The 15,072-nt window shown below is 57.9% G+C and carries 17 protein-coding genes and 1 tRNA gene; 8 read left to right on the top strand and 10 right to left on the bottom strand.

What is annotated here, in order from left to right; genetic code table 11:
- Positions 1-191 precede the first annotated feature (191 nt).
- Entirely contained in the window at positions 192-512 is a 321-nt protein-coding gene (locus HDF15_RS21610) for a PspC domain-containing protein (protein ID WP_014266365.1), read from the top strand.
- Positions 509-1,780: a diaminopimelate decarboxylase gene (lysA, locus tag HDF15_RS21605; RefSeq protein ID WP_184259375.1), complete on the top strand. Its 1,272-nt coding sequence runs from the start codon at positions 509-511 to the stop codon at positions 1,778-1,780. The genes HDF15_RS21610 and lysA overlap by 4 nt, the downstream gene beginning before the upstream one ends.
- 30 nt (positions 1,781-1,810) lie before the next feature.
- On the opposite strand, the gene HDF15_RS21600 is transcribed toward lysA, so the two are convergent.
- Positions 1,811-2,104 carry a type II toxin-antitoxin system RelE/ParE family toxin gene (locus tag HDF15_RS21600; RefSeq protein WP_184259373.1) on the bottom strand — a complete coding sequence of 98 codons (294 nt, stop codon included), beginning with the start codon at positions 2,102-2,104 and terminating at the stop codon, positions 1,811-1,813.
- The gene (locus HDF15_RS21595; protein ID WP_014266362.1) at positions 2,092-2,376 is read right to left on the bottom strand and encodes a CopG family ribbon-helix-helix protein; all 285 of its coding nucleotides are present in this window, start codon (positions 2,374-2,376) and stop codon (positions 2,092-2,094) included. Before HDF15_RS21595 ends, HDF15_RS21600 begins: the two co-directional genes overlap by 13 nt.
- A 215-nt stretch (positions 2,377-2,591) precedes the next feature.
- On the opposite strand from HDF15_RS21595, the gene HDF15_RS21590 reads away from it, so the two are divergent.
- From HDF15_RS21590 to HDF15_RS21575, 4 genes are all read left to right on the top strand, one after another.
- Positions 2,592-3,332: a YebC/PmpR family DNA-binding transcriptional regulator gene (locus HDF15_RS21590; RefSeq protein ID WP_184259383.1), complete on the top strand. Its 741-nt coding sequence runs from the start codon at positions 2,592-2,594 to the stop codon at positions 3,330-3,332.
- Between the two features lie 70 nt (positions 3,333-3,402).
- Entirely contained in the window at positions 3,403-4,134 is a 732-nt protein-coding gene (locus tag HDF15_RS21585; protein ID WP_184259371.1) for an acyloxyacyl hydrolase, read from the top strand.
- Between the two features lie 35 nt (positions 4,135-4,169).
- A complete protein-coding gene (ftcD, locus tag HDF15_RS21580; protein ID WP_260331248.1) occupies positions 4,170-5,144 on the top strand; it encodes a glutamate formimidoyltransferase in 975 nt (324 codons plus the stop codon).
- Positions 5,145-5,286: 142 nt separating this feature from the next.
- Positions 5,287-6,207, top strand: a complete 921-nt coding sequence (locus tag HDF15_RS21575; protein WP_260331250.1) for a hypothetical protein — start codon at positions 5,287-5,289, stop codon at positions 6,205-6,207.
- 227 nt (positions 6,208-6,434) lie between these two features.
- Here the strand turns inward: HDF15_RS21575 and HDF15_RS21570 are convergent, their stop codons facing one another.
- Complete coding sequence (locus HDF15_RS21570; protein WP_014266357.1) at positions 6,435-6,680, bottom strand: anti-sigma factor; 246 nt, start codon at positions 6,678-6,680, stop codon at positions 6,435-6,437.
- Positions 6,677-7,348 (bottom strand): sigma-70 family RNA polymerase sigma factor, encoded by a 672-nt coding sequence (locus HDF15_RS21565; protein ID WP_260331247.1) that lies wholly within the window; start codon positions 7,346-7,348, stop codon positions 6,677-6,679. The genes HDF15_RS21570 and HDF15_RS21565 overlap by 4 nt, the downstream gene beginning before the upstream one ends.
- A gap of 399 nt (positions 7,349-7,747) precedes the next feature.
- Here HDF15_RS21565 and HDF15_RS21560 point away from each other — a divergent pair, with 399 nt between their 5' ends.
- Together HDF15_RS21560 and HDF15_RS21555 are read left to right on the top strand one after the other, a co-directional pair.
- Positions 7,748-9,862 carry a transglycosylase SLT domain-containing protein gene (locus HDF15_RS21560; protein WP_311733171.1) on the top strand — a complete coding sequence of 705 codons (2,115 nt, stop codon included), beginning with the start codon at positions 7,748-7,750 and terminating at the stop codon, positions 9,860-9,862.
- A 45-nt stretch (positions 9,863-9,907) separates the two neighbouring features.
- Positions 9,908-9,996 (top strand) — tRNA-Leu (locus HDF15_RS21555).
- Positions 9,997-10,016: 20 nt separating this feature from the next.
- Here HDF15_RS21555 and HDF15_RS21550 read toward each other — a convergent pair.
- The 6 genes from HDF15_RS21550 to HDF15_RS21525 form a co-directional block, all read right to left on the bottom strand.
- On the bottom strand, positions 10,017-11,219 hold the full coding sequence (locus HDF15_RS21550; RefSeq protein ID WP_184259364.1) for a tyrosine-type recombinase/integrase: 1,203 nt from the start codon (positions 11,217-11,219) through the stop codon (positions 10,017-10,019).
- Between the two features lie 793 nt (positions 11,220-12,012).
- On the bottom strand, positions 12,013-12,381 hold the full coding sequence (locus HDF15_RS21545) for a hypothetical protein (RefSeq protein ID WP_184259362.1): 369 nt from the start codon (positions 12,379-12,381) through the stop codon (positions 12,013-12,015).
- Positions 12,382-12,464: 83 nt separating this feature from the next.
- Positions 12,465-12,773, bottom strand: coding sequence for a helix-turn-helix domain-containing protein (locus HDF15_RS21540; RefSeq protein WP_184259360.1), 309 nt, complete (start codon positions 12,771-12,773; stop codon positions 12,465-12,467).
- The gene (locus HDF15_RS21535) at positions 12,770-12,991 is read right to left on the bottom strand and encodes a hypothetical protein (protein ID WP_184259358.1); all 222 of its coding nucleotides are present in this window, start codon (positions 12,989-12,991) and stop codon (positions 12,770-12,772) included. The genes HDF15_RS21540 and HDF15_RS21535 overlap by 4 nt, the downstream gene beginning before the upstream one ends.
- Before the next feature lie 142 nt (positions 12,992-13,133).
- Positions 13,134-14,204, bottom strand: a complete 1,071-nt coding sequence (locus HDF15_RS21530; RefSeq protein ID WP_184259356.1) for a hypothetical protein — start codon at positions 14,202-14,204, stop codon at positions 13,134-13,136.
- 142 nt (positions 14,205-14,346) lie between these two features.
- Positions 14,347-14,988, bottom strand: coding sequence for a hypothetical protein (locus HDF15_RS21525; protein WP_184259354.1), 642 nt, complete (start codon positions 14,986-14,988; stop codon positions 14,347-14,349).
- Positions 14,989-15,072 lie beyond the last annotated feature (84 nt).

Here is a 15,072-nt window from a genome sequence, read left to right as displayed (position 1 = left end):
TGTGTGCCATGAGCACGAATAGAAGTCTGTACGCAATCTGTTCGCAAAATACCCCTGGACAACTACGCCTCTCTTCATAGAAGGATGACGACGAAGAACAAACGACGGCAAAAGCTTTACAACGCCATCGCCCCATGGAACCGCGAGCACTCATTAGCCGTATGAAACAATGAGTTTAGTGGGAGGCCACGATGGTTTGCACGGCATGCAGTAATTCAACAAATTCCAGCGCGAAGTTTTGCAGCAGTTGTGGCAATCCCTTCGCTTATGAACCCTTTTCCGCTCCGCAGGGACGCCTTGTCCGTCCGCGCGAGGGCCGCATGATTGCGGGTGTTTGCGCGGGTTTTGCGCAGCACTATGGCTGGGACGTCACCCTGGTGAGGATCGTGCTTTGCCTGGTGGTGCTGTGCGGCGCGGGTAGTCCTATTCTTGGTTACTTCATCGCATGGATACTGATGCCGAATCTTCAGTACGTGCAGCCGTCACAGGCCACAGGTGCAACTGCTTCGTGAGTTCGATCTCTTCCCCTCGTCCTTTTGTCTATGCCGGGTCGCGCCTGGAGTGTTCAGGCGCCGACCTCAGTGAGCTGGCAGCGCAGTTCGGCACGCCGCTCTATGTCTACTCAGGCGACGCCATCGCAGAACGCGCGCGGATGTTGCAGGGTGAGTTTGCCGGTGTGCTGCATACGATCTGCTATGCGGTGAAGGCCAACTCTTCGCTGGCCATTATGCGCATGCTGGGTGAACAGGGCTGCGGCTTTGACATCGTCTCGGGGGGAGAGCTGGAGCGGGTTCGCCGGGCTGCTCCTGAGGCTCTGGGGCGCGTTGTCTTCTCGGGTGTCGGCAAGCAGGCGTGGGAGATGGATGCCGCGCTGGACGCGGGGATTCTGCTGTTCAACGTCGAGAGCGAGGCCGAGCTTGAGGTTCTGGCAGAGCGGGCGCAGGCGCTGGGCAAGACTGCGCGCATCGCGTTGCGGGTGAACCCCGATGTCTTTGCGGAGACGCATCCGTATATCTCCACCGGTCTGCGCGAGCACAAGTTTGGGATTGCGATTGAACGCGCGCGCGAGGTCTACCAGCGCGCGGTGCGGATGCAGGGCATCGAGCCTGCGGGTGTGAGCGTGCATATCGGCTCGCAGATTCGCAGCGTCGAGCCGTTTGCGGAGGCGGTGCGACGGGTGCGGTCGTTGGTCGAAGACCTGCGCGGCGATGGCATGGATATTCGTTACGTCGATGCGGGCGGCGGGTTCGGCATTGAGTATGGCAAGGCGGAGTTCGATCCTGCGGCGCGGGTGGCGGAGTATGCGCAGGCCCTGCGCGAGGTACTCAACGGATTGAACGCGCATCTGTTGCTGGAGCCGGGACGGTTTCTGGTGGCCCAGGCGGGGTCGCTGCTGACGCGGGTGCTCTACACGAAGCAGAACGGCAAGAAGCACTTTGTGATTACCGATGCCGCGATGAATGACCTGATCCGTCCGGCGCTCTACCAGGCGCATCACGAAATCGTCCCGGTGGTGAAGGACGAGCGGGCGGCGCAGGTGGCGGACATCGTTGGGCCGGTCTGCGAGAGCGGCGATTTCTTTGCCCGCGACCGCGAGACGCCGGAGCTTCGCCAGGGCGACCTGGTGGTGTTGCTGGACGCGGGAGCCTACGGAATGTCGCTGGCTTCGCACTACAACACGCGTGTTCGGCCCGCGGAGGTGCTGGTCGAGCAGGGCAGGGCAAGGCTCATCCGGAGACGGGAAACGCTGGATGATTTGTTGGCCGCGGAGCTGATTTAACCAGGCAAAGGCGGTCAGTGGTCGCTTTGCCTATTGATATCCTGCTTCGAGTCCATGACGGACAGCCAGAATGACGACCTTTTTGCCGTCGAAGTGGTAGAGGGCAAGATAGCCGCTATTGCCAAATTCAATGAACCATTCCATGAACTCAGGCGGCATGTCCTCAATGAATCGGCCAGCTTCAGGGTGTCGTGCCAGAGGTTTTACCTGCTGACGAATTGCCTTGATAGCGCGTCTGGCCGCATCGGGGCTCTTGGTCACGAGAAAAGCGTGCAGACGAACTAAATCCTCAACGGCTTCAGGCGACCAGATCAGACGTGGCATTTAGGAGCTTTGGCCTTTTCGCCATTTTCCAATTTTGCAAGCCAGCTATCGGCCTCTTCTGCCGTCAGGTGCAGGCCGGTGGTCTGGTAGTTGTTCCAGGCGGCAAGGCCGGCCTGGCGATACTCTTCTCGCTTTTCTTCGCGATCGACGTACGTTTCAATGGCATCAATCATGAGCCAGTGGGAGCTTCTGCGTCTCGATTCAGCTAAATGCTGCACGCGTTTTTTTAGCTCGAGATCGAGCTTCAGACTGGTCGTAGAAGCTGTAGCCATGTCGGGTGCCCCTATGGGTTACAAGGTGTTACTTTTCGAGAATACGCATTTTGCGGAGGCATCGCAACGGCCTCGTGACCCCGGGCTGAGGGGGCTCCAGGCGAAAAATTGAGCCTCCACATGCTACAATCGCGAACGACGAAGACGCATGGATGGCCGCTGCTGGCGTGCCTTTTCAAGCGGATACGATTTCACAGGTAGTAGAGGTTCACTCGATGTCCGGCCACTCAAAATGGGCGACAATTAAGCATAAAAAGGGCGCGCTGGATGCCAAGCGCGGCAAGATCTTCACGCGTCTGATCAAGGAAATCACCATCGCCGCCAAGGGCGGCGGCGGCGATCCGGACGGCAATCCGCGCCTGCGCGGCGCTATTGCCGCGGCCAAGGCCGAGAACATGCCGGCCGACAACATCAAGCGGGCGATCCAGAAGGGTACCGGCGAGCTGGAAGGCGCGGCCTACGAAGAGATCACCTATGAGGGCTACGGTCCTGGTGGCGTCGCGGTCATCGTCGAAGTGCTGACCGATAACCGCAATCGTGCCGCGAGCGAGATTCGCCACGCGTTCTCGAAGAACGGCGGCAACCTCGGCGAGACCGGCTCGGTGGGCTATATGTTCTCGAAGAAGGGCGTCATCGTGGTCGCCAAGGCGGTAGCCGACGAGGAAAAGATCACCGAGGTGGTCCTTGAGGCCGGCGCTGACGATCTGAGCGACGAGGGCGAGAACTGGGAGATCCTTACTTCGCCCAAGGACTACGAGGCTGTCGTTGAAGCTCTCAAGGCCGCGAAGATGACGCCGGAGCATGCCGAGGTGACGATGATCTCCTCGACCTATACCAAGCTCGAAGGCACGACGGCTGCGGCGATGTCGCGGTTGCTGGATGCCATCGAAGACCTCGACGACACGCAGAATGTGTATTCGAACTTCGACATGAATGAAGAGACGCTTTCGGCTTAGCCAGTGCATCTCATGTCTGGAAGATGCGAAAGCCGCCATCCAATGGCGGCTTTCGATTGTGAGGAGTGGAATGAAGTTTGAGCAGTTCGTGGGTCGTGTCGTATGTGTGTTTGCGCTGGCAATCGGCGTACCAGCCGGAGCCCAGGCTCATCTGGCCACCTCGCCGGTGGCGGATGCCGCCTCGAATACCTCGTGGGAGTATGGCGCGCTGCTGCAGGGCGGCGTAGGTCTGCAGGACCGGACCGACTACAGCTTCCTGCTCGTCGGCGGACACGCCGGCAAGATCCTTACCCCGGAGATCGGCACGGGGCTGTTCAAGGGAAACGTTGAATATGCCGTCGAAGTCTTTCCGTTCTGGCAGTCGTATACGCCGAAGTTTCAGCGGCTCGCTTGCCCGACGGGCGCGACAGTTGCGGCCCAGTGCAGCAATCCCTATACGGTAGGCGGCACCTATACAGGAGCCAGCATCACGCCGATCATGGTGCGTTGGAACTTCACGCACGGCCGGCGTCTCATGCCGTGGGTGCAGGCGGCAGGCGGTGTGGTCTGGACGAACCATAAGTATCCGGCTGTGGGCAACCTGAATGCGGGCGACCCGACTCAGACAGGACCGCAGGCGAACACCAGCGTGTGGAACTTTACGCCGCAGGGAGGCGCGGGCGTTCACTACTTCGTCAAACCGCGCCGCTCGATCGACTTCAGCGCCAATGCGGTGCACGTCTCGAGCGCCAGCCTCGGAGATAAGAACCCGGGCGTCAATGTGAGCCTGCAGATGTCGATTGGCTATAGCTGGTGGAAGTAGCTGTCGCACGGTAAGGAAGCAGATTCCCTTCGGGAATGACAACAAGAAAAGCTAAGGACGAGTTGACAGACGAAAAGCACAGCAACGGAGAGGCATCGACAGTACCGCAGATTATCGAGTGCGTTCCGAACTTTTCGGAGGGGCTCGACGCGGGAACGCTGGAGGCGATCATCCGCGCGATGCGCGTCGACGGGGTACACCTGCTGGACTGGTCGCGGGATGCGGACCACAACCGCTCCGTGGTGACGATTGCCGGTTCTCCGGAGGCCGTCGTCGAGGCTGCCGTGCGAGGAGTCGGCAAGGCGGCTCAGTTGATCGACCTGACACAGCAGACGGGGGTGCATCCTCGTATCGGAGCGGCGGATGTGGTTCCTTTCGTTCCGGTGAGCGGGCTCTCCCTGGTGCAGTGCGTCATGCTGGCCCGGCAGGCGGGGATGGCCATCTGGCGGCGGTTTGGGGTGCCGGTGTATTTCTACGAGGCTGCCGCCGCGAGGCCTGACCGAGTGAATCTCGAAGATGTGCGCCGGGGCCAGTTCGAGGGGTTGCTGCGCGAATCGGTCAAGGATGCGACTCGGCGGCCAGATATCGGCGGTCCGGAGCTGCACTCGACTGCGGGGGCCAGTGCCGTGGGGGCTCGTAAGTTTCTGATTGCTTACAATATCTACCTGCAGCAGCCGGATGTAAGCCTGGCGCGGGCGATTGCGCGGGAGATTCGAGCGTCGAACGGCGGTTTGTTCGGGGTGAAGGCGATGGGCGTCATGGCCAATGGCCGGGCCCAGGTGAGCATGAACATCACCGATTTTCAGCGGACACCGATGACCAAGGTCCATGCGACGGTGGAAGAGGTCGCAAAGCGGCATGGTGCTGAGATCGGCGAAGGCGAGGTGATTGGGTTAATTCCTGAAGAAGCCTATGAGCCGAACGCCGAGTGGGTACGTCAAACCATTAACTTCGATCCAGAGCGAAAGGTGCTCGAGCGGCGGCTGAAACAGCCGTTGGACTGGCCATAGAGCCAGATTGCACCGGAGATTTCGCTTGCGGCTCGGGTGGATTCACGCAAGAATAAGACGGGTGCGCGGAATCGCGCGCCTTTTGGAGAGCACAAACGTGACGATCTGGAAGAATTGGAAGTACGGAACGGCGGTAGCCGCAATGGCGGCTATGGCAATGGCACCGATGGCGGTCCAGGCTGCCCAACTGGGTGGGGATGCGCGGTCGTCGATTCCGAAGGATGTGCAGCAAATTATCGTGGTCGACTACAGGGCCATGCAGAACTCTCCCGCGGCGATGCAGTTGAAGGATCGCGTGCTGCCGCCAGAGTTGAAGCGGCTGGAGACGGCGCTGAAGACCTCAGGACTCAAGGTCGACCAGGATGCCGAGACACTGGCCTTTGCGGCCTTCAATGCACCCGGCGGAGCCGGTACACGAATCGTTGGCGTGGCGCAGGGGCAGTTCCAAACCCAGACGATTTTGGCCAACTTTGCCAAGCAGAAGACCAAGCCGATGATGATCCGCAACAACAGCGTCTATCCCATGGGCGCGGGCGGCATGAGCGTCGTGTTCCTCAACCAGACGACGATGGTCTTCGGCGACCACGAGGCTGTGAAGGCTGCGCTGGATGCACGTGACGGTTTGACCCCCAACTTCCTGCAGAACAGCGACATGATGAACGAGATGGCGATTGTGGACAATCGCGCCGTCTGGAGCCTGCTGGACCAGAAGGGTACTCAGACCATGATGAAGAGCGCCCTGGGCGAGGCTGCTCAGTTGGCGGACTACGATACGGTGAAGAACCGTATGAAGAGCTCTCGCTACACGATGGAATTCACCAACGGTGTTCGCTTCAATATGTCGGTTGTGATGTCGGACACGATTACGGCCGCGACCGTGGCGACCCTGATGAAGGGGGTAGCCATCATGAAGCAGACCTCGGGTTCACCTATCGAGAAGTCGGCGATGGATGAGACGAAGATCGACTCCGCCGCCGGTACGCTGACCGTGGACTTTTCTTCCTCAGATGGCCAGTTTGCCAGCCTTCTGGGCTCGCCGCTGTTCCAGTCGGTAGTCAAGTAGTCAAGCGTTCTTTGGACAACAGAAGAGGCGGCCTTCGGGCCGCCTCTTCTGTTGAGTGGTGCGGTAGGACCAGGAGTTGCCGCCAGCCTTGTGTGAGTCAGCTATGGCGTCGGGTGGGCAACCGAAAGCTCTGGCGGTGCGGGGCGTTTAAGAGCGACGAGCAACGAGTTTGCGAGCGGAGAGTCCGGCGCACGTTCTCTTCAGGGCCGCTCTGATGTCGCGAAGGTTTATTTGCTGACCGATGCTTTGCATCGGGTCATGACGGCTGCGCGCAGCCGCTCGGAGAGCTCTTCAGGGAACTCATAGGGCTGGTGACCTCGATAGACGTCGATGGTCTTGCGCGTCGTGTCGACCACGACCTCGCAGTGATGGCACGTGCCGAGGTGTTCTTTGACTTCCGCAAGCAGCTCGGCGTCGATGATCTGTCCGTCGAAGTAGTCGGTTAGTTTGGCTAGAAAATCCGTGCAATTCACTTGGAGCCTTCTTTCGTCTTCCGAAAGTAACGGCTGAGACGCTCGCGAAGTTGCAGGCGAGCACGCAGCAATCGTGACTTGACTGCCGGGACGCTCAGTCCGAGCGCCTCCGCAGTCTCTTCGGTCGACAAGTTTTCGATGTCGCGCAACGTGAAAACGGTGCGAAATCCTGGGGGCAAACCTGCAATTGTTTTGCGCAGGATCTCCGCGAGCTCCGATTGGGAGTAATTTTGCTCCGGATTGGGCCTCCACTCGGCGAAATCCCGGGGGATCGAGCCCTCGTCGGTCTGGACATCCTGGTCCATGGAGACCGTTTTGGAGGTTTTCCGCTTCCGCAGCCGCATCAGGCTCTCATTGACGGCGATTCTAACCAGCCATGTGGAAAACTTGGAGTTTCCCTGGAACTGGTCGAGCTTCTGGAAGGCCTTGAAGAAGACGTCCTGGGTAATATCTTCAGCGTCTTCGCGGTTCTGCGTGATGTGCTGGGCGGTGCGGAAGATCTGGCGGTCATATTGCCGGACGAGCTGCTCGAAGGCGCTCGTATCCCCCGCCTTGGCGCGTTCGACGAGCTCAAGGTCCGGATGGGGAGGCTCCGCCTGCAGCGTCGCAGCGATTTCAGGCGGCAGGTCGGTCAGGTCTTCCGTAGTGGATTGGGTTTGAACAGCCATAGTGCGTTGCTTGTAAGTGTACAGGACGCGGGCCAGTTACCTCGCATGGTTCGCGCAGCTTCAGGTCAGAAAGGCACAAGGAGCGTTTGCGCCTTAAAGTCTAAAGAGATGATGGACAGCATGAGCGGTAGGTGGTGGGGCGTCAGATTTGTCGCGATAGGATTGCTGGCTGTGCTGGCAAACACGAGTGTTGTCTCGGCGCAAACCTCCAGCAAACATAAGAAAAAGGCTTCGGGTTTGGTTGCAACTCACAGATCTAAAACAACTTCGCACGCTTCTCAGGCAGGCCGGGGAACGAGCCGTAAGGCATCGGCAAAGGGAGCCAGGGGGAAGAACGCGCGTGGCAGAAATCGCGAAGTTGTGGTTTCAAAGGGCCATCACGCACGCATGAGGGTTGAAGTGGCGCCCACGGCGGAGAGCCGGCGGCTTACGCTGGCTTTTACGGCGTCCGCGCAGCTTCGGCCCATGGCGCAGCAGCTCATCGCGACTCGGAGTGCGGCAGCCTACAACGGTGTGCTCGGCTATGCGTCGTCGCACTCGGGGGAGGCCGGTGCGGCAGCGGACCTTTCGGTTGGACACGCCTATATGTTGGACCACCGCTATGCGGAGGCGGAGAGCGCGTTCCGGCAGGCAGGACAGCGTGGTCAGTCACTGGATGATTATGCCGACTACCTCGGGGCTCAGGCGGCGGTGCAGGGCAACCGGGCGAGCGATGCCTATGCGTTGCTGGATCACTTTGCGGAGCGGCATCCGGGGAGCCTGTTTGTGCCCACTGCGCCGATTCTGCTGGCGAACGCCTATCTCGGGAACAACGATCCGGCCAGTGCGCTGCAGGTGCTGCTGCCGCTTCAGTCCGAGCCGGCTGGAAGCCACGTAGACTTCCGTTTCACGCTGGCCAAGGCCTACCAGGCCAGCGGCAACACTCAGCAGGCGGCGGCTCTCTATCGCGGGCTCTATATCCGCGACCCGCTGAGCAACGAGGCCGCCGGAGCGAAGACCCAGCTTGCTGCGATGAATGTGCCGCTGACCGCGGCGGAACGCAAGCAGCATGCCGATGCGATGTTCAACGCGAAGCACTACGACATTGCAGAGCAGGAGTATCGCGCGCTGCAGAAGAATGACAGCGAACTCTCGAGCGCTGACCGTGATGCGCTGGAGATCTATGCCGCCGTCTGCGACCTGCGGCTGAAGAAGCTGAGCCGTGGAGATGTAGATCATCTGCCGGTGACGGGCGACGACAGCGCCGCGCTGAAGATGTATCTGCAGTCGGAGCTGGCCCGCAACGAGGGCAGGACCGACGAGCACGACCGGCTGGTGCAGCAGATGCTGTCACAGTATCCGCAGAGCCGCTGGCTGGAAGAGGCGCTGTACTCGGGTGGCAACATGTACCTGCTCAAGCGCGATTCGGCACATGCGATTGAAGAGTACACCCTGCTGGGCCAGCACTTTCCGCGTAGCACGTATGCGCCGAACGCGCATTGGCGCGCCGCCTGGCTGAGCTATCGCCTGCGGCATTATGGCGACGCCGCACGACTGATGGATGAGCAGATTACGAACTATCCCGCCGGCACGGAGATCCCTGGCGCGCTCTACTGGCGCGGCCGCATGTATGAGGATGTCGAGGGCAACTTCGGGCAGGCGATCAACTATTACAAGACACTCGATGCGTCTTATGTGAACAGCTACTATGCGATGTTGGCGCGGCAGAGGATCGCCGTGCTGGGGAACCGCACGACGCCGGAACCTGCTGTAGCGCTGGCCTCTGTGCGGCTTGTCAACGATCCGGAGCTGACGGACTCGCTGCCGGAGAACGATCCGCACCTGATCAAGGCTCGTCTGCTGGCAAACGCCGCGCTGAATGAGTACATCCGTCCGGAGATTCAGTTGAGCGAGACCTCTTCGCAATGGGGTGCGCTGGCTGAGGCGGAGATCTACGAGAGCTTTGGCGAGAACACGCGCGCGCTGCAGGCGATGAAGCGCAGCGGCCTGCCGTTCTTCTCGCTGCCTGTTGCAGAGGTGCCGATGGTCTACTGGCAGCTGGTCTTCCCGCGGCCCTACTGGCAGGAGCTTTCGAGCAACGCACAGATCAACGGACTCGATCCTTATCTTGTGGCGTCCTTGATTCGCCAGGAGTCGGAGTTCAATCCCGGTGCGGTGAGCAAGGCGAATGCGTATGGTCTGATGCAGCTGCTGCCGTCGGTTGGGAAATCGCTGGCGAAGCAGACAGGCGATCGTCATCTTACGACGTCCGACCTGTTGAACCCTTCCATCAATCTTCGGCTTGGAACGATCGATCTGAAGAAGTCGATCGACCGCTATAGTGGGCAGATCGAATATGCGCTGGCCGCATACAACGCGGGCGACCTGCCGGTGCGGCAGTGGATTGCGACGAACGACTACAAGGATATTCCGGAGTGGGTGGAGTCCATTCCGTATACCGAGACGCGTGAGTATGTGCAGGGAATTCTGCGTAATCGCGAGCTGTATCGCGCCGTTTACTCAGGGAAGCCATAAGGTGGCGCTGCCTGCGATACGATAAGAATGCGAACTTCAAAGCGCGCCCGGATGGTGAAATCGGCAGACACAGCGGACTTAAAATCCGCAGACCTTAAACGGTCGTGGGGGTTCAAGTCCCCCTCCGGGCACCAAAAACCTTGATTCTACCGCATTAGTTGATGATGATCGGGGTTGAGCTATTTGGCGCAGATTCGCCAACGTGACCAATATCGTGACCTTGTTCGGTCTCACGACGATTTGTTTCCAGCTTTTGCATTGCCTCAACAATGTCCCCACGGCTGACGATTGCATAGCGTTCAAACACGCTCCGAGTACGCCATCCGCCGATCTTCATAATCACGGTTTCGGAGATACCCGCACGGCGTAGGTTTCGCGCTGCCGTCCGCCGCAAATCGTGGAAGATCAGGCCGCTATATTTGGCGCGTTTGCCGTTGCACTTCCCGCAAGGCGATTCAGACGACATCGACTTTGAACAGGAATAGCAAACAAATTGCCCGACTCCCGCGTTGACGCAAGCCTTTTCCCACGCATCACGGAAGCTCCGCACGGCGATACCGTTGGGCCGGGTGAATACCGCATCGTCCTTAGCCTTGCCTGTCACGCAAGCGGTCAAGAGCGAGTGAAGTGCATCGGTTAGGAAAACTTCCCGCCCGTCGCTGTTCTTCGTCGTGCCTGGGTCAAGGCGAATGACCCGCTGTAAGAGGTCGATTTGTCCGACCTTCATTGTGAGCAATTCAGAGATCCGCCAGCCGTATGTACGACCGCACTCGACTAATGCGCGGAACCAAAGCTCTGTCCCTGCGACCAGCTTGTTATATTGGCTGTCCTCAAGGAATCCTTTGCGGACGTTGTTTTCGCGTAAATGAGGGAAGTGCGGCATCCGTAGAACCTTCGCCGGGGTCGATTGCTGTCCAAGGCGAAACATACGCTTTAGGGCCGCAACCTCACGATTGATTGTCGCGTTCTTTGCGCCTTCCTGCTGTCTCTGGTCGATGTACTCGCTTATGGAGTTGCTGGACACGTCTACGGCCTTCCAATGGCCGAAGAATGGCTTTAGGTGGAGATTCCAACGCGCCGTTGCATCGTCGATGCTCTTGCGTTCATTGATGCGGTACTCGCGTAGAAAATCATCCGCAAGTTCGGCAACCTTGATTCTCTCCGCTTGAGGGCCGATGAATTGCCCGGTTGTGATTTCGGATAGTCTCACTTTTAGTTTCCTTTCTGCCTTCCGCAAATCGGTTTCGCCAGAGGATTCCCGATAGGGCTTGCCGTGCCGTGAGTACTTCAGCCAATAGACGGCGGAGTCCGGGCGCTTGTAGATGCTTCCTGAGCCTTTGGTGCGTCTGGTCGTCATGCTTTGCCTCCCTTTGCCTTCTGTTTCGCTATGCGAGCCTGTACAGCTTTGCTCGCTATCTCTGAGCGTTTTTCTGGACTGAGTTTGCTTGCCCGGGCCGCCGCGCCCTTTCTTCCAATCTCGGATAGTTCGGAGTCGCTCAAGCTGTTTGCTCTTGCCTTTCCTCCCAACTTCCCGAGTGCCTGTGCCGCTGTATTCTTTTTCATGCCTCTATCTTGCCTAGCCTTAGGTTAGATGTCAACACGAATCAGATCGGAAAGGTTCGTTTGTGGCTTTCGACATACGAATCAAGATCGCGCTGGTCGAATAGAAAGGGAGAACCTTCGCAGTCCTGCACCACTGGCAGGCGACGCTCCCAAACAAGACGGCGGAGCTTCCAAGGGCTAACGCATAGGTAGGTGGCGGCATCCTTCAGTCTGACTAGGCGTTTTTTGGGTGGAACGGCAAGATGCGCGGAGATGTCGGGGTATTTTGAATAGGTCACGTTAGAGTCACACCCCTTTCCAAGTTGCTGATTTAGAGTGAGATAGAATGACGCTGCGGATATTGAATCCTCTGTGTTTCGTCTGTGATGAACCCATGACGGGCCTTTGGCGGGCGAATCGACGAATCGACCGCCCGCCCCTTGGGATAGGGTTGATTTGGGTGTATCCCTCGACCCCGGCTAGGGCCGAAGCTGACAACGAATTTCTGCATCCACCGCAAAGACAAAGGCTTATACCGGGCCTTCCTTGGTTGGTTGGCTGGTTGGTTATTTGGTATTTCTCGGGGACATCGGAGAATTTGATTTCGCTCATCTTCCACCCCCGGTCTCCCATCGCACGACGTGACGCACGACGCTGTACGCAGCGACGGGGGCCTGTTTGAAATTCTTGGTTGTGTCCCCGATACTGACGCGCGCTTGACGCCGTGTGAAGACGCGGGGTGAGAGCCTGTCCTTGCGCTGGGGAGGCCCGCCGTTAGCCGTTATCCATGCCTGCCAATAGTTGCCGCGCCTGCCAGCGTGGGGTTTTTCGGCATCGCCCATGTTGAGGAACAGGGTCAGTTCGGCAAGCACTTCGGCCAGGTCGTCTGAGAGCACGTCGAATTGCACGGCGCAGTACCAGCGTTTGTAGTAACCGTCACGGACGATCCTTGCGGAACGCGAGTATGCTGGGTACACCCCCGGCTCGATCCGGGGGATGTGTGTCCAAGTGATTTCCGGCTCTTGTTCGCTTTTCCGTCTGCGTTTGGGGTTCGGGTCGCTCATCGTCCCTCGCTTTCGGGGTCGAATGTGAGGCGATAGCGAGAGCGGATGATTCCGTCGTCTCGCTCCATCTGGTTGACGATGACGAAGCCGCGTTCCCTTAACTCGAAGAGGCGAGCGCCGTGCTGTGCGATGCCCGCCCGCATGATCGCGGGCAGTTCCACGGCGCTGCCCTGAGAGCGAGCCCCCCGGAGCATGGCTAGCAGGATGTCAGCCTGGGTGGGCTGCGACACCTGTCCCGGCAGGGAAGAGTTTGAGCGGCAATGCTGGTTTGGGGATGTTGGGTGATTCCGCCAGAGTCGGCTCATCGGTCGCACCCGCTTTCAAGCGTTGAGAGGATGCGGTCCAGTGAGGTGCTGAGTTTCGCCAGATTGACGATTGCCCAATCGAGCTTATTGCGATGGTGGCGGTTTGGAGCGGATTTGCTGGCCGAACTGAGTTGAGCCTCAGCAAGGGTTAGAAGCGAGACGGCGCGAGCAATTTGACGACTTGCAGCGAGGTATAAAGTATGGTCAACTTTTGACATAGAAGCTCCACACGACGCCCACCTTCCCTAAGCAAGGGGTGAGCGTCGTTTCTATTTGGAGCGACTTTAGAGCACATGCCCGGTGACAGAGCAGACCTATCCCGGTATTTGCGCGGTAATAACCCGGTGAGATTCGATAGAGCTATTTTTTAGGAAGATTGAGACGATACGCCCCTTTTTTTTCACTTACGATGAGCGTGTTCCAGAGAGGGGACTTTCTCCAAGTGTCCCGCACTGCACTGGTTTCGCTTTCAATCGCAGTCAAGAGTCTAGCTTTGCCGACAACGGGATAACCACTTGAGTGGGCTTCCCAAAGTACCCTCATCATTTGGCTCTGTGCCAGCGTCAGCGCGTGTTGCAAATCAGAGTGCCGAACGCTGCGAAAGTCCGGAGAGAAACCGAACCCTTGTTCCAAGGTCGAGTCGGAGGCAGTTGCCAAAGATGCGTGCTGACTGCCTTGCTGAGAGGTGCGCTCGACTGTCGGCTGAGTAGCTGGCTGGCGCTGCATTGCCAGTTCGACTGCAGCCTCACCAGCTAGATTTCTCAATTTCAATTCGAGATGAAGGACGTAATGTTCATAGAACATTTTGCGCCATCGCATACTTGTTTCTGCGTCTACCCGTTCCCACGCTTTTGCCGCGTCATAGGGTTCATATCGTGAAGGCTTCATGATGAGGAATCGGGGAGCTTGCCACTTAGTGCGGTGTATTCGTTCGTCAAAGTCTTCGTCTGGGTCATAGGGGTCTGTATCGCACACCGCCCTTACCCAAATATCTATGAGGTGAATGTATGAGCCAATCAGGAGTTTCGTTTGTGATTCGGCCCATTCAAGATGGGGGGTGGATAGGTGGTTTTCATTCGCGCGGCCAATTTTGACCAAAGCCTTGAAGATTAGGGGAACTTGGACGCTCAACCCTTCCAGATAAAAGTCGAAATGGCTCTTAAATATCGCTGAAGGTGTTCCTTGCGCGACTGTTTCGTTGAATCTCTGTGAGGGTATTGGGCCGATCCGCGCTTTTAACTTTACGAGCGCTTCAGCATATTCTTTGGACTCTTCCGATATTGTGCCCGCATGTAAGAGTGCATAGCAGAAGTTTTTTGTCACCGAACCAAAATAGAGGTGAGCATCATCGAATGACTCACGAAGATGCTTTACGGCTGGACGAAGATCGGCGGGGACGCCGCTTTCCCAAGGCACATAATTCTCGTACATAAGTCACCCTTCCGTGACCTTCCCGATGCGCTTGATACACAGGAAGGCGGGACGGGAAGGCGTCCCACCTTGTCGCCGCTGAGGATCAGTCAGCAGCTATCCGGTGATTCCAAAATAACACTTGAGAATGTGCGACAAGAGCCTAAGACACCGGCCAAATTCCCCGATATCTGGCAATCAGGTAGCGAGACGAGATTTGCTCGTCAGCCTCGGTGACAGCCCAGCCGAGCTTTGACAGATCAGATTTCCATCGACGATGGATTCTGTCGAACGGGTAGAGAAAGCTCACCGGCTCCTCGAATCGTCGAACATGCTCGGGAATATAACCATACGGTAGCTGAGTCAGAACGATGAACCCGTCATAGCTCACAGGCAGATTGCGTAGTTCGCTGCTCAAATGTTTCTTATATTCTGACCACCATTCAGGAACAACTTGAACTTTCAATTCAAATCCTGTCCGGCCCTCGCTAAGAATGAAGCGTGGAAACTGGGACGCGATGTTTCGAGGGTCTCCCCAATTTGTCGAGAACTTGAGACTACCGGGAATCTTGCCTCCAAACCTGATAGCAGAACAATACTCGTCATCGGTGCGGGTATTTCTACCAGTGAGGCTCAACTCGTTCGCTGTCTGGTAGACGTATTCACGATAGTGGACAAACAAGGCCGCGCTGATGGCTGTGAAGTTGTACAACTCATAGGGAATTTGTTCGCGGTCGGTTGGGTCTGTGTCCTTCACCAGTCCTAAGTCTTCGCGGAGCGCCTCAAAGTTGATGAAGAATTGCACGCTGTAAGACCTGAAAGCAGCTAATTTGTAGAGTTCATGAACCCATGCCCCAAGAATGGCGAAGCAGCCTCCGAGCAAGATTGA

The organism is Granulicella mallensis (assembly GCF_014203225.1).
GTDB classification, from domain to species: Bacteria; Acidobacteriota; Terriglobia; order Terriglobales; family Acidobacteriaceae; genus Granulicella; species Granulicella mallensis_A.
Note: the sequence above shows the minus strand (reverse complement) of the source record. Positions and strands in the feature narration are given on the sequence as shown.